Annotated in this window: 13 protein-coding genes; 11 read left to right on the top strand and 2 right to left on the bottom strand. The window is 31.2% G+C overall.

Annotation, left to right across the window (positions count from 1 at the left end):
• Window positions 1-3 precede the first annotated feature (3 nt).
• From J1D01_RS14815 to J1D01_RS14780, 8 genes are all read left to right on the top strand, one after another.
• Window positions 4-1,305 carry a pectate lyase family protein gene (locus tag J1D01_RS14815; RefSeq protein ID WP_421151377.1) on the top strand — a complete coding sequence of 434 codons (1,302 nt, stop codon included), beginning with the start codon at window positions 4-6 and terminating at the stop codon, window positions 1,303-1,305.
• A gap of 36 nt (window positions 1,306-1,341) precedes the next feature.
• Window positions 1,342-3,534 (top strand): beta-glucosidase, encoded by a 2,193-nt coding sequence (locus tag J1D01_RS14810; RefSeq protein WP_421151376.1) that lies wholly within the window; start codon window positions 1,342-1,344, stop codon window positions 3,532-3,534.
• Window positions 3,535-3,644: 110 nt separating this feature from the next.
• The gene (locus tag J1D01_RS14805; RefSeq protein ID WP_421151375.1) at window positions 3,645-5,120 is read left to right on the top strand and encodes a sulfatase; all 1,476 of its coding nucleotides are present in this window, start codon (window positions 3,645-3,647) and stop codon (window positions 5,118-5,120) included.
• Complete coding sequence (locus tag J1D01_RS14800) at window positions 5,117-7,081, top strand: glycoside hydrolase family 97 protein (protein ID WP_421151374.1); 1,965 nt, start codon at window positions 5,117-5,119, stop codon at window positions 7,079-7,081. The genes J1D01_RS14805 and J1D01_RS14800 overlap by 4 nt, the downstream gene beginning before the upstream one ends.
• A 165-nt stretch (window positions 7,082-7,246) precedes the next feature.
• Window positions 7,247-8,596 carry a glycoside hydrolase family 28 protein gene (locus J1D01_RS14795; protein WP_421151373.1) on the top strand — a complete coding sequence of 450 codons (1,350 nt, stop codon included), beginning with the start codon at window positions 7,247-7,249 and terminating at the stop codon, window positions 8,594-8,596.
• Between the two features lie 358 nt (window positions 8,597-8,954).
• Window positions 8,955-10,358 carry a glucuronate isomerase gene (gene uxaC, locus J1D01_RS14790; protein ID WP_421151372.1) on the top strand — a complete coding sequence of 468 codons (1,404 nt, stop codon included), beginning with the start codon at window positions 8,955-8,957 and terminating at the stop codon, window positions 10,356-10,358.
• 22 nt (window positions 10,359-10,380) lie between these two features.
• Window positions 10,381-11,826: a tagaturonate reductase gene (locus tag J1D01_RS14785; protein WP_421151371.1), complete on the top strand. Its 1,446-nt coding sequence runs from the start codon at window positions 10,381-10,383 to the stop codon at window positions 11,824-11,826.
• A gap of 32 nt (window positions 11,827-11,858) precedes the next feature.
• On the top strand, window positions 11,859-13,466 hold the full coding sequence (locus J1D01_RS14780) for a UxaA family hydrolase (RefSeq protein ID WP_421151370.1): 1,608 nt from the start codon (window positions 11,859-11,861) through the stop codon (window positions 13,464-13,466).
• A gap of 55 nt (window positions 13,467-13,521) precedes the next feature.
• Here J1D01_RS14780 and J1D01_RS14775 read toward each other — a convergent pair whose 3' ends face one another.
• Window positions 13,522-14,544, bottom strand: a complete 1,023-nt coding sequence (locus tag J1D01_RS14775) for a LacI family DNA-binding transcriptional regulator (protein WP_421151369.1) — start codon at window positions 14,542-14,544, stop codon at window positions 13,522-13,524.
• 409 nt (window positions 14,545-14,953) lie between these two features.
• Entirely contained in the window at window positions 14,954-15,760 is an 807-nt protein-coding gene (locus J1D01_RS14770; RefSeq protein WP_421151368.1) for a T9SS type A sorting domain-containing protein, read from the bottom strand.
• 1,241 nt (window positions 15,761-17,001) lie between these two features.
• Here J1D01_RS14770 and J1D01_RS14765 point away from each other — a divergent pair.
• The 3 genes from J1D01_RS14765 (at window position 17,002) to J1D01_RS14755 (ending at window position 22,612) form a co-directional block, all read left to right on the top strand.
• Complete coding sequence (locus tag J1D01_RS14765; protein WP_421151367.1) at window positions 17,002-18,468, top strand: sulfatase; 1,467 nt, start codon at window positions 17,002-17,004, stop codon at window positions 18,466-18,468.
• A gap of 518 nt (window positions 18,469-18,986) precedes the next feature.
• Window positions 18,987-20,927 carry a hypothetical protein gene (locus J1D01_RS14760; protein ID WP_421151366.1) on the top strand — a complete coding sequence of 647 codons (1,941 nt, stop codon included), beginning with the start codon at window positions 18,987-18,989 and terminating at the stop codon, window positions 20,925-20,927.
• 218 nt (window positions 20,928-21,145) lie between these two features.
• A complete protein-coding gene (locus J1D01_RS14755; protein WP_421151365.1) occupies window positions 21,146-22,612 on the top strand; it encodes an arylsulfatase in 1,467 nt (488 codons plus the stop codon).
• Window positions 22,613-22,638 lie beyond the last annotated feature (26 nt).

Raw genomic sequence — 22,638 nt, 5'->3', positions numbered from 1 at the left:
ATCATGTATAGAAGTATTAAATTAAATATATTAATATCAGTCGTATTGATATTTACTCAGGCTTGTAACCCCGTTAAAGACGTGGTTAACAAAGATGAAAGTTCTACAATTAATACTGCTGAAGAAATAAAACCTTTTTCTGATTTAGCTACAAAAGGTGGTGCTGGCGGAGAAGTTATAAAAGTAACCAACCTCAATTTATCAGGCAAAGGCTCTTTAAAAGCTGCCCTAGAATCAGATTTCCCTCGTATCATTGTTTTCGAAGTAGGTGGAGTTATTGATCTACAAATGACAAATCTAACTATTTCCAATCCTAATGTTACAGTAGCAGGGTATACAGCTCCTTTTCCTGGTATAACCTTAATTAAAGGTGGATTAATTATTACCACCCACGATGTAATCATTAAACATCTAAAGATAAGACCAGGAGATGCAGGTCAAGAAGTAGCTAGTGGTTGGGAACCAGACGGAATTACAATTTATGGAGAGAATGCACATCATATTCTTATTGATCATTGCTCAATTACTTGGGCTGTTGATGAAAACCTTTCGATGTCTGGAAATCGATTTCTTGGAGTTGGCCATACATCAAGAAATGTAGTACTGAGTAATAATATTATTGCTGAAGCACTTAGCGTTTCTTCACATGCTAAAGGAGAACATTCAAAAGGAACTTTAATATTAGATAACAGCCAAAATGTGCTAATTACAGGAAATTTGTATGCTCAAAATAAGGATCGTAATCCTTTTTTTAAAGCCAATACAACAGGAGTTATTGTTAATAATCTTATAGTAAATCCAGGAAGTGCTGCTATTCGTGCAGGGTATCCCATATCAGAATGGGAAGGGGTAGATATGGTACTTGACAATCCCACTTTAGATGTAATAGGAAATGTTTTGTTTGCAGGTTCTGCAACTGGAAATAAATTCTATCTTTTAAAAGGAGATGCATACGCTTATGGTCAAGATAATATTTTGCAGGGTGATGGATTTAATTTGTTTGAGTTTAGTCCAGAAATAATCAGAAATGATGAGCAATTTTTTAATATAAATGGGTTGTTGGTTATTCCAGCAAATGATGTAATTGATGAAATTGTATTGGACGTCGGGGCATTTCCAGCTTTGCGTGATGAAATAGATGAACGAGTAGTTAAAGAAGCTGTTAACAATAGTGGTAGTATCATTAATAGTCAAAGTGAAGTTGGAGGATATCCCAATTTTAAACCACAGTTTAGACAACTAGATGTTCCAGCAGTAAATGTAGAAACTTGGCTTTCAAATATCGAGAAGAATGTGCTGAGATAAATTTGAATAAACTAAAAATACTAATAAGAATTTAAAATGAGAAAATATATTTATTTGACTTTATTCATGTTTTATGTTGGTTTATCCCAAGCCCAAAATGAATGGAATCAACCATTATTTGAATTTAACAATCTTCCAGATGGAGCAATATATCAGAACACAGAACTTAGTCCAGAAGTAAGAGCCAAAAATGTGGTTGATATGCTCACATTTGAAGAAGTACTTAATATGATTGGCGGCTGGAATAAGTTTTTTGTACCTAGTCTCCCAAGATTTGGTCTTAGAACTATTTTTATGGCTAATGCATCTCAGGGTGTAAATCTTAGAAAGGCCTTTACAAATGAAGAGACTAGTACATCTTTTCCTGGAGCATTAGCTTTAGCAGCAACATGGAATGTACAATTGTCAGAGAAAATGGGGGTTGGTATAGGGAAAGAGTGTCGCATTTGTGGTGTTGATATTTTGTTAGGGCCAGGTTTAAATATGCAACGGTTTTCTGTTAGTGGAAGAAATTATGAATACTACGGAGAAGATCCATTACTTACTTCGCTTATAGGTTCAGGATTTATTAAGGGACTTCAAAGTCAAGATGTTTTAGCAACCGCAAAGCATTTTTTAGGCAATGATCAGGAGTTTTGCCGACACATTACCAGTACTAATATTGACGAACGTACAATGAGAGAAATTTATCTGCCACCTTGGGAACATGCTATTCGTGAAGCAGATGTTAAAGCTATTATGACTGGAAATAATCTAATTAACGGTGTTCCTAATGCAGTTGATGATAAATTACTAAACGGAGTTTTAAGGAAAGAATATGGATTTACCGGAATCACAATGACAGATTGGCAAAACACCAATTATTTCCCTAAGCTACAAGACATGTTTCCTAAATCAGGTATGAGTTTGCTTATGCCAGATTCTGATACATTTTTAAATTTTCTAAAACCTTATTTAATTGAGCACCCAGATAAAAAAACAGAGATTGATTCTTTGCTTAGAATTAAGGTGTACCAAAACCTACTGCCTTTGTTTCAGATGGGGGTTTATGATCGCCCCATAAAAGACAAAAGTTATGTGTCTGATATGGAAAAACATAAGGATTTGGCTAGAAAAATAGGCGAGGAGTCTGTATGTCTTCTTAAAAATGATGACAATCTCCTCCCTTTGAAAGATCCTGAAACTAATATTCTGTTAATAGGACCACCAGAACTTCATAGTGGTAAAGGAAGTGGTTTTGTAAAAGGATATGACCACATTACATATGCAGATGGATTGGATAAGTATTACAAAAATTTTGAATGGACTAATACTCCTACGGAAGATCAGGTAAAGGCAGCGGATGTGGTGATTTATAGTTTAAATAAGGAAGCAGGAGAGGGGCTAGATGTACCTTTTGAGGTTGGTTGGGATCACCGAATTTTATGGACAGCTGCATTAAACCCTAATATAGTTGTTTTGATAAACTCTAGTAATGGCTTACCAATGCCTTGGTTAAATGAAGTAAAATCTGTGCTTTGGGCTAATTTTTTAGGACAAGAGAGAGGAAATATACTTGTTAATTTGATAAGTGGTCAGGTTTGTCCTTCGGGAAAATTACCCTTTACACTTGAGTTTGATTTTAAAGATTCACAAGATCCAGAATTTAATTATATAGGTGGAAAACCTTATTGGTATGGGAATAACAATTTTTATAAAAACTATTGGCTTGGTAAAGATTCTCTTGAAGCTAATAACCATTTTCGTAGTAATATTAAACCTCACCAAATTATTTCTGTAGATTATAAGGAAGGTGTTTTTATGGGATATCGCTGGTATGATAGTCAAGGAATCGATGTTCTTTTTCCATTTGGACATGGGTTGTCTTATACTTCGTTCAAATATACAGATATGAAACTCTCATCTAAGAAAATAGACAAAGATGGGAATATATCTGTAAGTGTTAAATTAACTAATGTAGGCCAGTATGAAGGAGCTGAGGTAGTTCAATTATATGTATCGGATGAGAAGTCTAGTGTTGATAGACCTGTTCGCGAATTGAAACATTTTCAGAAAGTACATCTAAAACCAGGAGAGTCTACCATTGTTACATTTCAACTGAATTTTAAGGATTTAGCTTTTTGGGATGTTGAAACTCATGATTGGAAAGTTGAACCAGGAAATTTCAAAGTACAGTTAGCATCTTCTTCGCGAGATATAAGACAAACACAAGTTTTACAGTATAAATGATGAACATAAATCGAAATATTTTTTTTAGGACGGTTTGTTTTTTAATAATTATAATTTCTTTGTTTGCTTGCAAAAAAGTAGCAGAGGATGAGATAAAAAGACCGAATATATTGTTTTGCATATCAGACGACCAGTCTTTTCCTCATGCTGGGGTTTATGGCTGCCAATGGATAAAAACGCCAGTATTTGATAGAATAGCTTCAGAAGGATTGTTGTTTCATAAAGCATACACTCCAGATGCTAAATGTGCACCATCTAGGTCTGCAATTCTTACGGGTAGAAACCCTTGGCAACTTGAAGAAGCTGTAAACCATGTGCCATATTTCCCTAGTAATTATAGAACATTTCCTGAAATTTTGAAAGAAGAAGGATATCATGTTGGTTATACAGGTAAAGGCTGGGGACCCGGAAATCCAGGAATGTATGAGGGGAAGAAACGAGAATTGGTAGGAAGAGCGTATAATCAAAATATAAAAGAGCCACCAACTTCTGGTATATCAAATATAGATTATGTAGCTAATTTCCGTGAGTTTTTGAAATCAAATAAAAAAGGAGATCCTTTTTGTTTTTGGTTTGGAGCAAAGGAACCTCATAGACCATATGAGTTTAAAAGTGGAATTAAAAATGGAAAATCTCTTAATGAAATTACTTCTGTTCATTCTTTTTGGCCAGATAACGATATCGTTAAAAATGATATACTAGATTATGCTTATGAAGTAGAGTATTTTGATCAACAGATTGGTGAAATGCTTAAAATCCTTGAAGAACAAGGAGAGTTATCCAATACTATTGTTATTGTAACTTCAGATAATGGCATGCCTTTTCCCCGAGTTAAGGGTCAGGAATATGAATTTTCTAATCACTTGCCATTAGCAATCATGTGGCCAGATGGTATTCATAAGAAAGGACTCAATGTTAATGATTTTGTAAGTTTAACAGACTTGGCGCCTACAATATTACGTGAAGCTAGAGTGAGTTCAGATATACTATCTGAAATGGAAATGGAAGGACGTTTTCTTTCTTCTTATTTTAGAGCTCAACCAAATGACAATATTCGTAGTCATGTATTGGTTGGTAAAGAACGTCATGATGTGGGAAGACCAGAAGATTCAGGATACCCTATTAGAGGAATAATCACAGATTCAATGGTATATCTAAAGAATTTTTATTCTAATAGGTGGCCTGCAGGTAACCCAGAGACTGGCTACATGAATTGTGATGGGTCTCCCACTAAAACTTCAATTTTACAGCAGAATAGAATACAGGAGAGTAGAGATTGGCAACTTTGTTTTGGGAAAAGGCCAGATGAAGAATTATATAACTATAAAACGGATTGGGATTGTATGGTAAACCTTGCTAATTTGCCTGAGTATACAAAAACTAAGGAGGTTTTATTTGAGCAAATGTCTAAAGAACTAAAAGAACAAAAAGACTTAAGAATACTTGGAAAGGGAGAAGTGTATGAGTCTTATCCATATGCTGATAATGCTACCTTAAATTTTTATGGAAGATACTTCTCTGGTGAAAATGTTCAAGCCAAGTGGATTAATGAAACAGATATTGAAACTATTAAATCAAAAGAATGAAAAAAAATAGAATATTAAATTTAACATTGGGGCTATGCTTTTTTATGTTTAATGGTTGGTCAACAGAAACATATAAAATTAGTTCTCCTAATGGCAGAATCAATGTAGAAATTGAAATAGGTGAAAGAATTTTATGGTCAGCTAGCGTAAACGAAATCAATATTTTGGATTTTAGTCAGATGGATTTGAAGATAGATGGAAAGTGGTTAGGGCATACCCCTCAGTTAGTGTCTGTAAATAAGATATTTACAGATGAGGTCGTTCATCCAATAGTAGCTGTTAAGTCATCAGTAATTAGGAACCACTTCAATGAATTAGATTTAAAATTTAAAAGCGGGTTTTCGGTAGTTTTTAGGGTTTTTGACAATGGTATTGCATATCGTTTTAAGACTGATATTGAAAAATCTGTTTTCGTGGAAAATGAAATCGTCGATCTTAATTTTTTTAAAGACTATAATGTGCTTTTCCCAGAGGAAGAATCATTACAATCTCATTATGAGAGATTATATATTGAATCAACCCTATCTCAGTTAAATGCTGGTCAATTCTGTTCACTTCCAGCTTTAATTAAAGCAGACAATAATATTAAGATAGGAATTACTGAAGCAGATTTATTTGACTATCCATGTTTATTTTTAGAAGCGTCAGCAAACCAAACTCTTTCATCAAAATTTCCACCCGTAATTTTGAAATCTAGACCAGATGGTGATAGAGCCATTATAATAGAAAAAGGAGGTGAATATATTGCAAGAACTTCGGGTAAAAGAAATTTTCCGTGGCGTGTGTTTATGATTAGTGAAAAAGACTCTGAATTAGTTGAAAATCAGATGGTTTTTTTGTTGTCTAGAGAAAATAAACTTGAACAAACATCATGGATTAAACCTGGACTTGTTGCTTGGGATTGGTGGAATGACAATAATATTTATAAGGTAGATTTTGAGTCGGGTTTAAATAATAAAACATATAAATACTATATAGATTTTGCTTCCAAATACAACATTCCCTATGTTATGTTGGACGAGGGGTGGTCTAAAACAACCACAAATGTATTAGAATCAAACCCAGAAATAGATATAGAAGAATTGGTTGAATATGGAAATAAAAAAGGAGTTAGACTTATTCTTTGGACTTTATGGGGGCCTTTAGATAAGGATATGAGCACTATATTAGATAGGTTTAAAACATGGGGAGTTGCTGGTATCAAGGTAGATTTTATGACTCGTGCAGATCAGTATATGGTTAATTTTTATGAACGAGTTGCTAAAGAATGCGCCGACAGACAATTGTTTGTTGATTATCATGGGGCATTTAAGCCTTCTGGTTTACATCGAACGTATCCTAATGTACTCAATTACGAAGGGGTTAAGGGATTGGAAAATTACAAACTAAATGGATTGATTGATGCCAAACATGAAGTACAAATATGTTTTACCCGAATGTTGGCAGGTCCATTAGACTATACACCTGGTGCGATGAGAAATGTACATCCAAAAGATTTTTTGCAGAGTTATGGAAACCCAATGAGTAAAGGGACTAGATGTCACCAATTAGCCTTATATGTTATTTATGATGCTCCTTTACAAATGCTTGCAGATAGCCCAACAAGATATTATGCAGAAGATCAAAGTACGAAGTTTATTAGCCAAATGAAAACAGTATGGAATGATACTAAAGTACTAGATGCAAAAGTAGGAGAGTATATTGTAGTAGCCAGAAGAAGTGGAGAAGACTGGTACATAGGAGGGATAACCAATGAAAAAGCAAGAAGTTTAGAAATCAATTTATCTTTTTTAGAAAAAGGCACTTATAGTATTGAAGTGATGCAAGACGGTATCAATGTTTCTAAAAATGCGATGGATTATAGACATCTTACAACAAAGGTGACAAAAAAATCAAAAGTAAATATTTCTATGGCTTCTGGAGGAGGATGGGCAGCAATTATTAAAAGAGTAAAATCATAATCAATGCCGTATAGAAACTCTCGAAAATAATCGTGTCACTTTCTATTATCCTAAAGGTATCTATTTATTAGATTTTTCATGAATAAGTATTTTGTTAAAAATATATCTATCAATTTTTTTATAGTTGGAATATTGAAAATAATTACCAACTTAAACAAATTTATTATGAAAAAAAATGACTGCCTTTTAATAATTATAGCCATATTGCTTTGCTCATGTAGTAATAAATATTCAATAAAAATTGATGAAATACAGGTTGCTACACCTTTTGAAATGCCAAATATTAAAATACCTGATTTTAGTAATTGTAAAAAAATTTCTATTGTAGATTTCGGTGCCGTTAAAGGTGATAAAAACAAAATATCTTCAGCTATAGAAAACGCTATCAATAAAGCAAATAAACTTGGCGGAGGAATTGTTGTTGTTCCTGAAGGAGAATGGCTTACTAAAAAAATACATTTAAAGAGTAATGTTAATTTACATTTAAACAAAGGAGCTGTACTTCTTTTTTCTGAAAATCCAGAAGATTATTTGCCATCAGTTCATACAACTTGGGAAGGTATGGAATGTTATAATTACTCTCCATTAATTTATGCCTATAAATGCAAAAATATTGCAATTACCGGGCAAGGCAAGATTAAAGCGAAGATGGATATTTGGAAAAAATGGTTTGTACGATCGAAAGGTCATAAGAAGAATCTTAAAATTTTATATAATTTATCTTCTAACAATAGTCCGGTAGAAGAAAGGCAAATGGTAAATGATAGTGCTCATTTTCGTCCACAATTTATTCAATTTAATCGTTGTGAAAATATATTATTAGAAGGAATAACTATTTTAAATAGTCCTTTTTGGACTATTCATCCTTATATGTCTAAACATATTGTTATTCGTGATGTTAATGTTTGGGCTAAAGGAAATAATAACGACGGAGTTGACCCTGAAATGTCACAAAATATACTAATAGAGAATTGTGTTTTTGATCAAGGCGATGATGCCATTGCTGTTAAATCAGGACGTAATCAGGATGCATGGCGTTTAAATACACCTACAAAAAACCTAGTAATTAGAAATTGTATGGTGAAAAATGGTCATCAGTTATTGGCTATTGGTAGTGAACTTTCAGGAGGCATAGAAAATGTTTATATGAATAACTGTCAAGTTGTAGATGGGGCAAAACTAAACCACCTTGTTTATATTAAAACAAATGAGCGAAGAGGTGGTTATGTTAAAAATATTTACGTAAGTAATATTAAAGCAGGTAGAATTGACAAAGGAATATTAGGTATAGATATGGATGTATTATACCAATGGCGTAATTTGGTGCCAACTTATGAGCGTAAATTAACTCCAATTGGTAGGATATATCTTGAAGATATTAAAGCAACTGATGTAAAATTCATTTCAAAAATAATAGAACAGGAAGAATTACCAGTTAATACAGTTGTTCTTAAAAGAATTCAATGCGATACAATACAGGGTAATGTATATATAAAAGAAAATGTATCAAATTAATTAGGTTTATTAAAATAGTTAATCTAAAAGTGTTAGGGGGTAGCAATATTAAGGTTTCATTTTTCTTATAAAATAACTTCTATTTCATAGCCATCCTTTGCCCTATTTTAGTTCATTTTTTTCACTTTTAATCAGTTTTGTTTTAAGAATTTTTAGTTGACATACTATTGAATGTATTACTATTTATATTACATTTATGCAACCGATTACATTTGTTTAGTGAAAGTAAGATTCAAAATTATTATAAGAAAGGATAAGTCTAAGTTTAATTAAAATAATTTTGAATATTGCTTTTGTAAGAAACATAAACAATGGGGCTAAATAGAGTTTTAACTAACATTAAATTTAAAAAAGTAGAATGACAAACAAAAAATTTATACATGATAATTTTTTATTAGAAAATAAATACGCTGAAGAGCTATATCATAATTATTCAAAGCATCTACCTATTATTGATTATCATAATCACTTGTCTCCCAAATTTATTGCTAAAGACAAAACTTTTAAAAATATAACTAAAGTATGGATAGATGGCGATCATTATAAATGGCGTGCAATGCGTACGTTGGGTATTAATGAGTTGTATATTACAGGAACAGCTCCAGATGAAGAAAAGTTTAAAAAATGGTCAAAAACTGTTCCTTACACTATACGTAATCCATTATACCATTGGACACATTTGGAGTTGGCTAGGTATTTTGATATTTATGATTTGTTAAATGAAGAGTCTGGGCAACGGATTTTTAATGAAACATATGAGAAATTAAATTCAAAGGATTATAGCTGTCAGCAATTACTCCAAAAAATGAATACTGAAGTAGTTTGTACAACAGAAGATCCTACAGATATCTTAGAATATCATCAAAACCTAGCAAAAAGTGATTTCAAGGTTAAAGTAAGTACGTCCTTTAGACCAGATGAAGCTATATTAATTTCTAACCCTAGTTACAATGAATATTTAAATACTTTAAGCGAAATAACCGGGTTGAATATAAATACGTTTACTGATTTATGTGAGGCATTAAAAAATAGAATTGAATACTTTCATGAAAATGGATGTAAACTGAGTGATCATGGATTAGAACAAATTTATTTTGAAAATTATACAGAAAAGGAAGTAAATACCATATTCAAAAAGAAAAGAGAGAATAAAAAAATTAGTAATGAAGAAGCTTTAAAATTTCAAAGCGCTATCCTTATTTTTTTGTGTGAAACATACCATAAATATGGTTGGGTTCAACAATTTCATTTAGGAGCCTTAAGAAATAATAATGAACGGATGCATCGTATTTTAGGGCCAGATACTGGTTGGGATTCTATAGGTGATTTTCCACAAGCGCAAAAGCTTTCAGCTTTTTTGAATGCTTTAGATAGTAAAAATAAATTAACTAAAACAATTATTTATAATTTGAATCCAGCTAATAATGAAGTAATGGCTACAATGATTGGTAATTTTAATGATGGCAGCATAAAAGGAAAGGTTCAATTTGGCTCTGGTTGGTGGTTTTTAGACCAAAAAGATGGTATGACAAAACAATTGAATGCGCTTTCTAACATGGGACTTATTAGTTGTTTTATTGGAATGCTAACTGATTCGCGTAGTTTTCTATCGTTTTCAAGACATGAATATTTTAGACGTATTCTATGTAACCTTTTAGGAGATGAGATTAAAAGAGGTGAGTTACCCAATGATATGGAATGGATAGGCAAAATAGTCGCAGATATAAGTTACTATAATGCTAAAGAGTATTTCAATTTTTAAAAAGAACTATTTTCATAGACAGATGAAAAATTTAAACAGAAAAAATATTGGTCTTGAACCAAAACTACCAATAAAAATAGTACAATTTGGAGAAGGTAATTTTTTAAGAGCCTTTGTAGAATATGCTATACAAGAACTAAATAAGAAAGCAGACTTCAATGCAGGAATAGCAGTTGTACAGCCTATTAAAAGAGGGTTAATCAATTTGCTAAATAATCAAGATGGGCTATATACCTTGTTTATGAAAGGTGTAAAAAAAGGTAAAGAAATTCAATATAAAGAGCTTATAACTAATATTGTAACATGTGTAAATCCATATAAAGACTTTAAGAATTATTTAAATTTAGCAAAAGAAAAAACGTTAGAATATGTAATTTCAAACACTACAGAAGCGGGTATTGCATACGTAGCTAGTGACACTCTTAAAATGGAACCTCCAAGTTCATTTCCTGCTAAATTAACTATTCTTTTATATGAAAGGTTTAACTATTTTAACGGTGATATTAGTAAAGGCTTAACCATAATTCCTTGTGAACTTATAAATCACAATTCAGAAACTCTTAAGGAGATTATTTTAAAGTATATAGCAGACTGGAATTTAGGTGAAGATTTTAAAAGCTGGATTTTAGATCATAATTCGTTTCATAGTACTTTGGTAGATAGAATAGTACCTGGATACCCTAAAGATGAAATAGAAACTTACAATGCTCAATTAGGTTATCAAGATAATTTAATAGTTGTAGCTGAAGCTTTTTTACTTTGGGTAATTGAAGGTGGTGATGATTTGAAAGCAAAATTACCATTCCATAAAACAAATTTAAATGTTAAGATTGTAGATGATATGCAACCTTACCGTACTAGAAAAGTGCGTATTTTAAATGGTGCACATACAGCTATGGTACCATTCTCATACCTTCATGGAAATAGAACAGTAAAACAATCTGTTGATAATAAATTTACCAGAGCTTTTATTCATCAAGTAGTATTCAACGAAATTATCGATACTTTAGATATGGATAAAGACGAGTTAAATAGTTTTGCTGAAGAAATTTTAGACCGTTTTAAAAACCCATTCATCATACACAACTTATCAAGTATTGCTTTAAATTCAATATCTAAGTTTACCGTAAGAGTATTACCAAGTTTGTTAGGATATGTGAAAATCCATAAAAAAGTGCCAACCCATTTAACTTTTGCGTTTGCTGCCCTGTTACGTTTTTATAAAGGTACATGGAATGGAGAAAGTTTGCCAGTTAAAGATAGTGATGATATTGTGGCATCTTTTGCTAAAATTTGGCAATCAAACAATTATTATGAAATAGCTAAAAATGCATTAAGTATAGAGGCTTATTGGGGTGAAGATTTAACACAAGTGGAAAACTTAACAGAAGCTGTTGGATTAGCTTTAAAAGAAATAGATACGAACGGAATAGAAGCAGGATTTACAAATTATAGCAAAAAGTTCTAGATATTATAGTATAACTATAACAAATTACTACAATGCAAAAGAAAATGATAAAGGTAAATTCATCAGACAACGTAGCGGTTGCCTTGGTTGATTTAAAAGAAGGAGAAGTTGTTTCTTTTAAAGGGCAAGATATTAAAATACTGTCTGATACAAAATCTAAACATAAAATCGCTTTAGAGAAATTTGAATCGGGAGCAAGAATCATAATGTATGGTGTTCTTGTCGGTTCAGCTAATGGTGTTATTGAAAAAGGAGATGTCTTAACTACAGAAAACGTAAAGCACCAAAGCGAAAAAGTATTTGGAAGAACAGAAAATTTTAATTGGACAGCTCCAAATGTAGATAAATGGAAAGATAGAACTTTTTTAGGATATTATAGAGAAGATGAACAAGTAGGAACAGAAAATATTTGGTTGTTTTTTCCCCTAGTATTTTGTGAGAACCGAAATATCGAAATTCTTAAAGAAGTTTTTGAAAAAGAACTTTTAAAACAAAAAGCAAATCTACATCAAATGTTATTACGCTCTTTAGTTAACGGGTATGAAGAAAAAGAGGTTATTTCTAAAACACAAGATGTGTTTGATAATATTGATGTTAAATTTATAACACACCCAGGTGGTTGTGGAGGTATTCGTCAAGATTCAGAAAGTTTAGCAAAATTATTGGCAGGATACGTAAATAACCCAAACGTTGCAGGGGCAACTGTTTTGAGTTTAGGTTGCCAAAATCTTCAAATAAGTATATTTAAAGAGGCATTAAACAATATTAATCCCAACCTAAGTAAACCTATAATTATTTACGAACAACAAAAAATGGGAACAGTAGATGAGATGCTGTCAGCTATTGTTAAAGACTCTTTTGAAGCTATTAAAAAAGCGAACAATATTGAGCGTAAACCGGCACCATTATCAAAACTAAGAGTAGGTTTAGAATGTGGAGGGTCAGATGGTTTTTCAGGTATTTCTGCAAATCCAACATTAGGAGTAGTTTCAGACTTATTGGTAGCTTTGGGTGGAGTTACTGTTTTAGCAGAATTCCCGGAGTTATGTGGTGTAGAACAAGAATTAGTAAACCGTTGTATTCATAATGCCGATGGTGAGAAGTTTTTAGAGCTAATGAAAGCCTACCAAAAATCTGTTATTGATGCAGGTTCAGGATTTGATATGAATCCATCACCTGGTAATATCAAAGATGGCTTAATAACAGATGCTATGAAATCTGCTGGAGCCGCTAAAAAAGGTGGAACATCGCCAATTCAGGCTGTTTTAGACTATGGTGAATATATTAATAAATCAGGTCTCAATTTATTGTGCACACCAGGGAACGATGTAGAAAGTACAACTGGTTTAGTGGGATCTGGAGCTAATGTGGTTTTATTTACTACAGGCTTAGGAACCCCAACAGGAAACCCAATAGCACCAATTATTAAAGTGTCATCAAACACGGAGCTTGCTCAACGTATGCCAGATATTATTGATATTGAAACAGGCGCAGTAATTAGTGGTGAAAAAACTATTGAAGAAATGGCTGATGAAATGCTTGAATTTATTATAAAAGTAGCTAGTGGAGAAGTGCAAACCAAAGCAAAATTATTAAATCAAAATGATTTTATACCTTGGAGAAGAGGTGTTTCTTTATAATTATATAGAGGTTAGAGAATGAAGGCTAATGAGGTAATAAAAATAATAAGTTCTCTTATTTAGTGTTTAATTTAGAAGATGATTTTCTAACAATCAATTTAGGTTCTAATACAATCTTTTTTTCAATTTTAAATTTACTATTCATTTGTTCGAGAAAAACTTGAGCAGCTATTTGTCCCATTTCAAGGGGTGACTGATCAATAGAAGTTATTGGAAGTTCCATGAATTTAGTAAATGGTTCGTTACTAAAGCCAACAACGCAAAAGTCCTTAGGAATTTTAAAACCCTGTGATTTCAGCTCTTGGATAGCTCCTAATGCACTAAAATCACTTGATGAAAAAAGACCGTCAGGAGGTGTTTTCTTTTTTAATAATGATTTCATTGCTTTTACTCCTTCATCTATGTTACTTTTAGTTTGAATAATATATTCTTCATTTAGTTCTATATCATTATCAAATAAAGCTTGTCTATATCCTAAATATCTATTTTTAAATATTTCAATAGTTTGATTGCTTGAAAAATGCGCTATACGTCTACATCCCTGTTCAATTAAATGTTTAGTAGCAAGATATCCACCTTGAAAATCATCTATAGTTACAGAACTAACACCTTCCATTATGTATCTTCTATCAAAAAATATCAGAGGAACATTCTTTTTTATTATAGGCTTAAAGTGTTTGGAATCTTTACTAGATTTAGATATAGACATTAAAATACCATCAACTTGTGCATTTAAAAGAGCATTTATATTTTCAACTTCTTTAGCGTTTTTTTCGTGTGTTTGGCAAATTATTACATGGTAGCCAAAAGGAGATAGTTCATCTTCAATACCTCTAATAATAGAAGCGAAAAAATTGCTATCTATACGAGGAACAATTACACCTACATTATAACTTTTTCCGCTTTTAAGAGCTTGAGCAAGTTTGTTTTGCTCATAATTCATTTTAGCAGCAGTTTCTAACACAAGCTTCTTAGTAGCATCACTAATTTTAGGGTTGTTGTTTAATGCCCTAGAAACTGTAGCAGCTGTAATATTAAGTTTTTTTGCGATATCATAAATAGTTGTTTTTTTATTCATAGATATTTTTTAATAGAAAAAGTGTTTTAATTTAAATTAGGTAGGCTTTTATTATTTGTTTGCTCCTTCAAAATATTTATAATATTATAAAAAAATCAACAAGTAGTTTTAGAGATAATATGAGCAAATTTACATTATTTTTATAATTACCTCTGTTTGTAGTTTAACAAGAATAATTACGGAACAGAGAAAATTTCAAATAAACTTTTTAATAATCTGAAATTAGAAATTTGACATGAGGATGTAAATTTTTTTACTTATTAAATTATATTTAACGAGCAGGTGTAATAAGTGTATATTTTTATAAAAACGATGAACATACCAAATGATATGACTACTAGTGTTTAGTTTAAAAATTAAAGCCTTCGTTTTTAACGAAGGCTTTAATTAAGGATGTTTTTTTGTGATTTTAAATAGCTAATAATTTAACAGATTTTTGGCCTTCAGGAGTTTTAATATTAGCAAAATATAAACCTGGTTTAACAGTAAAGTTTATATCCTCATTCGTTTTAAATGCTTTTACTAAAGCCCCAGTTATACTATAGATATTTATTTCCGAAGTAGTTTTTACATTAGATGTATATATTCTATTTCCTAAGGCATAGACTTTAGTTGGTACAACTGAAGACTTAGAATTTAAGCTAAGAGTAGTAGTATTTAATGCACTAGATGGTGATACTTCAATTTTATATAGGTTATGAGCTTTGTTAAGGCTAAATATATATAAGTTAGTTGCACCTCCAGTATAATTAAATGTATAAATCTGTTGATCACTATTAGTTGTAGGGAATTTACCAACAACACTAGAGCCATCTGTAATATAAAGTGTGCGATCACCAGAACCACCGCCTCTAAACCATATTTTTACCGAACAAGAACCATTAACTGCAAAATACAAATAACGTTTTGTTGGTATATATATGTTATCAATTTCAGGCGTGATTCCAAGGTTTAAACCAGCTCCATTTAGCTTTAATCGTTGTGTACCAGAAAAGCCATCTGCCCAAGATGTTGAATTGCTATCAATTTCCCCTAAATTAGTTATGTTGGTGCCTGGTATTAAAGCTAAATTGTCAATTATTGTTGGAGAAGAGACTCCTCCAAAATTAAGAGGCCAAGTTGCCGAAGGATTTGCAAAATCCCAAATTTTACTTTGAGAGTAAAGATTCACAGTAAAAAGAACAGGTAGAATTAGTAAAATAATCTTTTTTTTCATGTTTAGTAGTTTTAAATTTTAGTAATTGATTTTTTTTACCAAAAAAATGTAATCGATTACGCTAATTTAAATATAATTCTTTAAATAAAAAATATTTTTTAAAGAATACTAACTAGATTTTATAAAACATATTATAAGTATTGAGACTAGATTTACTATGTATTTATTATGTAGTTGGGGGATTAAATAAACGATAATTACTCCCCATTTATGATACATGAGGTTCTCTTGAATAACAGTAAATATTCTGTTTTAATAATACGAAACTTTCTCAAAATGTGATTTTAATGGTTCTAGTTGTAAACAAGGAACTGAGTTAAAAAACAATCAATTTTAAGCTAATTTAGAAACAAAGTTTTCATCATAAGGCAGTTCACTTTTTATTGCATTACTAAATTTATATAGCACAAATTAAGTAAGTATATGTATTATAAGGGTTATGTTTTAAAACTATAAGTAAGTTCTACTAGAGGAAATAGTTGATTAATTAAAATAATTACATTTCAAATCTCTTACTATGATATATTATAAACATAAGCATGTGATTATATTAAAAACCTTATCTTTTAAGGAAGCCTAGAATATAGTAAAAACAACTTGATGCCATAAATTAATTTTAAAGAGTCAAATAAGATATCCTTAAATATAATTTGTATTTTTATTCGATTAAAGGCAAGCAAATATTGTTTTAAAGTGGATCTTATAGAATTTAGTGAACAATTCGTTGAACACCAAAAGATAATAGTACAAAAATACAGTAATTATAAGGGTTGGTGATGTTTTAATTAATCCTGCCACCCCGACAAAAGCTAGTAAATATTTATTTACTGGCTTTTTTTATTTTTGCCATAAATTGTAAATTAAAAATCAGTCTCAAAAATTTTGGGTAATCTAAAAAGGAATAATTCAAGATTTTTATACCTCTAAAGACTTCTAAAAACTTAAATTTTGGCGTTAAAACATTAGTACTTCTTTCTCTGTTTTAAAAAAGTTTAAAGGCATTATATTCTGTTTATGTATTTTATTATATATAAGATGCACGTTTTAAGAGGGAATTTATAGATATAGCTAAATTCTTTCTAGTTTACTATTTTGTATCATCTAAGTAAGTTTCTTTACAATTGTTTAGATTACAAATTCATAAATTTACAAATCAGTAAAATATGAATGTATTTTAATTAAAGAAAAAGACTAAAAAGGTTTCTTTTTCTGGAAGGAACTAAAAGTTATATTATAGTGACATGAAAAATCAGCTAATTTATATTTGTACTCTTATAACATTATTAGGAGTTTCCTGTAAAAATGTAGAGCAGAAGCAACAACAAGAAAAACCCAAAAATGTATTATTCATTTGCATTGATGATTTAAGACCAGAACTCAATTCTTTTGGGGTTTTGTATATAAAATCTCCTAATATAGATGGTTTAGCTGCTCAAGGATACTTGTTTACCAATCACTATGTAAACTCCCCAAGTTGTGGTCCTTCAAGATATACCATGCTTACAGGACAGTATGGTTTTCAATATCGTAGACATCACAACCAACAATTGTTTTCTAGGGTTAAAGATTTAAAACAAAATCCAGAAATCGTAAATCTCTCTATGCCAGAATGGTTTAAATCTCATGGTTATATTACGGTTTCTGTAGGGAAAGTGTCTCATCATCCTGGAGGTAGAGGAGGAGAAAATTGGGATGAAGATTCTCAACCAGAAATGCCAGACGCATGGAGTCAGCATATTATGCCTGTGGGAGCATGGAAAACTCCTAAAGGAACAATGCATGGTTTGGCCAATGGAAAAATAAGAACCACTAAAAGCCGTGATGTATTGGAAACGGTTGAAGGCCCTGACACCTTATATCCAGATGGTCTCATTGCTGATGAAGGGATGAAGCAACTAGAAGCATTAGCTTCTGGTGAAAAACCATTTTTCCTTGCTATTGGTTTAATCAAACCTCATTTACCTTTTGGAGTTCCCAAAAAATATTTGGATATGTATAGTGATGTTGAAATTGCCCCTATTCCACATCCAGAAAAGCCTAAAGGTCCATCATCATGGACAGGTTCTAATGAATTTATGAGTTACAACCGGTGGGGGAAAGACCCAAGAAAAGACATGGATTTTGCTATGAAGCTTAAAAAATATTACGCTGCTTGTGTTACTTATGCAGATAAACATGTGGGCGATATTTTAAATACCTTAAAAAAAACAGGAGCAGATAAAAATACCATTGTAGTGCTGTGGGGAGATCATGGTTGGCACTTGGGGGAACATGCTATATGGGGAAAACACTGTTTGTTTGAAGAAGCATTAAGATCTCCTTTAATTATTTATAATCCTGATATGAACTACAATGGTAAAAAAAGTAATACAGTTGTAGAAACGGTTGATATTTTTCCAACGCTTTGTGATTTAACCCAATTACCAATACCTGATTTTTCTGATGGTGCTTCTTTGGTGCCAATCATGGAAAATCAAAACCTAAAAAGTAGCAAAGCAGCTATAGCTTATACTTCTGGAGGTACTACAATTAGAACCGATAAATATAGGTTTACAAAAAATGAAAAAGGTTTTGTTGAATTATACAATCATCAAAATGATGGAAGTGAAACAGTCAACATTGCAGATAAATATCCTGAAATTGTGAAACAATTAGAAAAACAAATTATAGAGAGAGTTGGAGAAAAAGCTTTTGACTGGGATTTGTAAATAAATATTTAGATAATGAATAAACTTACTCAATGCGTTCTATTTATAGTATTATGTTGGGTTTCCATCCCAAGCATAAGAACTATTAAAATTAAAATATAATGAACCTGCAAAAGCATTACCCTTTGGAAATGGTAGACTTAGAGATGTGGTTTAAGGAAATACGTTATATTCTGAAGAGTTAACTACTACATATAAAGGCGTTTCGGTCACTCTATTAATGGTTAATTAAAATTTTTCAAATAACAAAATAAAAAGTGGTTTAACAGGTTATGGCAACCAACATGTAATTATATGATCTAACGGTTTTAGAAAAAATGTAAAATTAAAAGCAGGTAAAGTCATAGTTTTAATTTTTTTAAGCATGAATAGTGTTAGAGAACTTAATTCTAAAAGCGTAAATTCTTATTTTCTATGGGCTGTTTTTAAGTTTACATGCATTTGAATAATGTATCCATATTTAATATAAATGATATAAGTATTTTTAAAATTAAGAATAGAAATATCACGATAAAATTATGGATAAGCAAAATATCAAATTAAAGCATATACTATTTCTACTGTTGCTTTTTGTTGTTTCTACTCTCGTGATAGATTATATACGCATATCTGGTTATGAAACCGTTAAAATGAATCCCAATAAAAAATATGATAATGCGCAAAATCAAATACAGTGGGAATTAGCAAATGGTAAAACCATAACCAATTGGAATAGACTAGATTCAACATTAGAGTTTATTAAAAAAGAATACGATTGTTCAGATTTTAGATTGGTGAATCTTATTCGCATTTTATATGAAGCCGAAGACAAAATTCCTATAGATTATAAAGAAAAAATAGAAGATGTACTTTTTGGGTTTAGATATTGGTGGGATGTTCCCGGTGTAAATTCTATGTGTTATTGGACTGAAAATCACCAAATTTTATTTGCTTCAGCCGAATATTTGGTTGGTCAAAAATATCCCAAAAAGGTTTTTAAAAATAGTGGGCTTACAGGTAAACAGCATATGAATAAAGCCAAAAAACGCGCTTTAGATTGGTTAGAAATGCGCTGGAATTATGGATTTATAGAATATTATTCTAGCGTATATTACAAGGAGGATATAGGTGCGTTAATTAACTTGATAGATTTTGCACAAGACGAAGAATTGGTAAAAAAGAGTCAAATTATAATGGATTTATTGTTTTATGATGTGGCAGCACAAAATATTAAAACCATGTTTATTTCTACAAGTGGACGAGCCTACTCAAGAAATAGAACAGGGAGTTCGGGGTCTAGATTTAGTGGTATTCCTAACTATTTTTGGGGAGATGAAACTCCTATTAAATCAGGAATTATGTATGGTATGATAAACTCTAAAAAGTATAAATTACCACCAGTGCTAGCAAAAATAGCAAAAGACACATCAGAAGTTATAATAAAACAAAGTAACGGTTTAAATATTTCAGAACTAAAAAGTGAAGGTTATTACGGAACCGATAATAGAAGTATGATGATGCAATGGGGAATGCAAGCCTTTTCAAACCCAGAGGTAGTAAGAAACACTATGGCTCACATTAGAAATTCTGTTTCGTTTTCTAATGCATCTGTAGCGCCATTAAAATCGCTAGATTTATCCTTATTTAAATGGTTTCATTTAGAGCCTGCCATTATGAGATTTATTAATCCACAATCAAATGGTATTGCCATTCAAAAAGGAAATACATACACCTATAAAACTAAGGATTATACAATGTATTCCTCACAAAATTATCATCCAGGAACATACAGTTACCAACAACATGTTTTTGGTATGAACATAAATAATCACTTTGCCATTTTTCATACGCATCCAGCTATAAAAAAAGATAAAAAAAATCATTCACCAAATTATGAAGTAGGTTACGGGCATTTACCACACGTGGCTCAAGATATAAACATAAGTTTAGCAATTTATAACATTCCAGAAAAAAAAGGAATGATGGAAATGGATTTAATGGGCTTTACTAGAGCTTATTTTCCTAGTAAAAAATTTGATACTACTATTGTAAAAAATAATTATGTATTTGGAAAAAAAGGAGAAACTTACTGTGCTTTTATTGGATTAAATAATTTTTATTATGCAGAAGATTCTGATGATGATATTATTCAATCTGGAAAACAAAGTTTTTGGATAACTGAAGCCGGATCTAAATCACAAGATGGTGCTTTTAATGATTTTATTAAACGTGTAAGAACAAATAAATTTAAGTTTAATATTAAAAATTTAACGCTTAAATATCAATCAAAAGGAAACACATATACACATCAATTTAAAGGTGAATTTAAAATTAATGATACAGTAATAAACACCAACTATAAACGATTTGATTCACCTTATGTTAAAGCTAAAAGGAAAGCTAAAACTTTAACCTTCAAATTTAATGATGATACCCTTTTTTTAGATTTTAAGAATCAAATACGAAAGTTTAGCGATTAAATGTAATATTTTAACTTTCAAAAATTCTATTTTCTCAGATTTCATGTTTATTATTTTTACAAAAACAACTAGTTGGTACTAGTTGGTTTTGGTATATTTTTTTATATTTGGAAATAATTACACTAAGACTTTATGCACTTTAATTGTCGCAAGAAAAATCTCTTTTTTGTTCAGTGTTTTGTATAAAAGTTTTTATTCATTTCTAAACTATAAATGTAATGAGATATAATTTTTTTCTAATCGGAATAATAACATTTTGTTTTATAGCCTGTGGGAATAACAAAGGAGAACCAAAGAGAATGTTAAATGCTTCTAAAATACAAAATTCAAAGCCAAATATAATCTACATTCTTGCAGATGATCTTGGTTATGGTGATTTAAGCTGCTATGGACAAGAAAATTTTACAACCCCTAATATTGATAAGTTGGCAGCTGAAGGGATGCTTTTTACTCAACATTACTCAGGTAGCACGGTTTGTGCGCCATCACGTTCAGCCTTATTAACAGGAATGCATACTGGCCATACGGCTATTCGGGGTAACCGTGAAATAAAACCAGAAGGTCAGTATCCTATTCCAGATAGCACTTATACGCTAGCAGAGTTATTGAAAAAAGGAGGTTATGTTACTGGAGCATTTGGTAAATGGGGCTTAGGATTTCCTGGTTCTGAAGGCGATCCTACAAATCAAGGTTTTGATGTTTTTTATGGTTATAATTGCCAGCGCTTAGGGCATCACTATTATCCCTATCATGTATGGTCTAATAAAGACTCTATTGTTTTAGCAGGAAATGCAGGACATAAAACAGAGCAATATGGCCCACAATTAATTCATGAAAAATCTATCGAATTTTTAGAAAAAAATAAAGACACCACTTTCTTTATGTATGTTCCAACTATAATTCCTCATGCCGAATTGGTAGCACCAGATTCAATTATGGATAAGTACAGAGGTAAATATTTACCGGAAAAAGAATTTAAAGGAGTTGACGAAGGACCAAAATACAGACAAGGTAGGTATGCTTCTCAAAAGGAATCTCACGCAGCTTTTGCAGCTATGATAGAGGTAATGGACAATCATGTTGGAGAAATTATGGCTAAGGTTAAAGAATTAGGGATAGAAGATAACACAATAATAGTATTTACTTCAGATAATGGCCCCCATAAAGAAGGTGGTGCAGATCCCGAATATTTTAATAGCAATGGATCTCTTAAAGGCTTTAAAAGAGATTTGTATGAAGGTGGTATTCGTGTGCCTATGATTGCAAAATGGCCAGAGAAAATTAAACCAGGAACTAAAAACAATTTAATCTCGGCCTTTTGGGATGTGTTTCCAACTTTTTCTGAAGTTGCAGAAATGCCAGTTCCTAAAAATTTAGATGGCATTTCATTTTTGCCTGCTTTATTGAACAAACCCGAAAATCAAAAACAGCACGAGTACTTGTACTGGGAATTTCATGAAAGAGGAGGCAGGCAAGCGGTTAGAAAAGGAAATTGGAAGGCTGTAAAATATAATGTCTTGAAAAATCCAAACACACCTATGGAACTATACGATTTATCTAAAGACATCGGAGAAGAACATAATGTAGCCAGTAAACATCCTGAAATTGTAAAGGAAATGGAAAACATTTTTAATGAAGCTAGAACACCCTCTAAAGTGTTTACCTTTAACCAAGTTTCTTTTTAAAATCTAAACTAAATATTCAATTATAT

Origin of the sequence: Seonamhaeicola sp. NFXS20 (assembly GCF_049132085.1) — a bacterium.
Taxonomy (GTDB): Bacteria; Bacteroidota; Bacteroidia; order Flavobacteriales; family Flavobacteriaceae; genus Seonamhaeicola.
This window is presented reverse-complemented; position numbering and strand designations above follow the sequence as displayed.

Coding starts and splice junctions, on each gene's coding strand:
- J1D01_RS14815 (WP_421151377.1), top strand. CDS start 4: ATGTATAGAAGTATTAAATTAAATATATTAATATCAGTCGTATTGATA.
- J1D01_RS14810 (WP_421151376.1), top strand. CDS start 1,342: ATGAGAAAATATATTTATTTGACTTTATTCATGTTTTATGTTGGTTTA.
- J1D01_RS14800 (WP_421151374.1), top strand. CDS start 5,117: ATGAAAAAAAATAGAATATTAAATTTAACATTGGGGCTATGCTTTTTT.
- J1D01_RS14795 (WP_421151373.1), top strand. CDS start 7,247: ATGAAAAAAAATGACTGCCTTTTAATAATTATAGCCATATTGCTTTGC.
- uxaC (WP_421151372.1), top strand. CDS start 8,955: ATGACAAACAAAAAATTTATACATGATAATTTTTTATTAGAAAATAAA.
- J1D01_RS14785 (WP_421151371.1), top strand. CDS start 10,381: ATGAAAAATTTAAACAGAAAAAATATTGGTCTTGAACCAAAACTACCA.
- J1D01_RS14780 (WP_421151370.1), top strand. CDS start 11,859: ATGCAAAAGAAAATGATAAAGGTAAATTCATCAGACAACGTAGCGGTT.
- J1D01_RS14775 (WP_421151369.1), bottom strand. CDS start 14,544: ATGAATAAAAAAACAACTATTTATGATATCGCAAAAAAACTTAATATT.
- J1D01_RS14770 (WP_421151368.1), bottom strand. CDS start 15,760: ATGAAAAAAAAGATTATTTTACTAATTCTACCTGTTCTTTTTACTGTG.
- J1D01_RS14765 (WP_421151367.1), top strand. CDS start 17,002: ATGAAAAATCAGCTAATTTATATTTGTACTCTTATAACATTATTAGGA.
- J1D01_RS14760 (WP_421151366.1), top strand. CDS start 18,987: ATGGATAAGCAAAATATCAAATTAAAGCATATACTATTTCTACTGTTG.
- J1D01_RS14755 (WP_421151365.1), top strand. CDS start 21,146: ATGAGATATAATTTTTTTCTAATCGGAATAATAACATTTTGTTTTATA.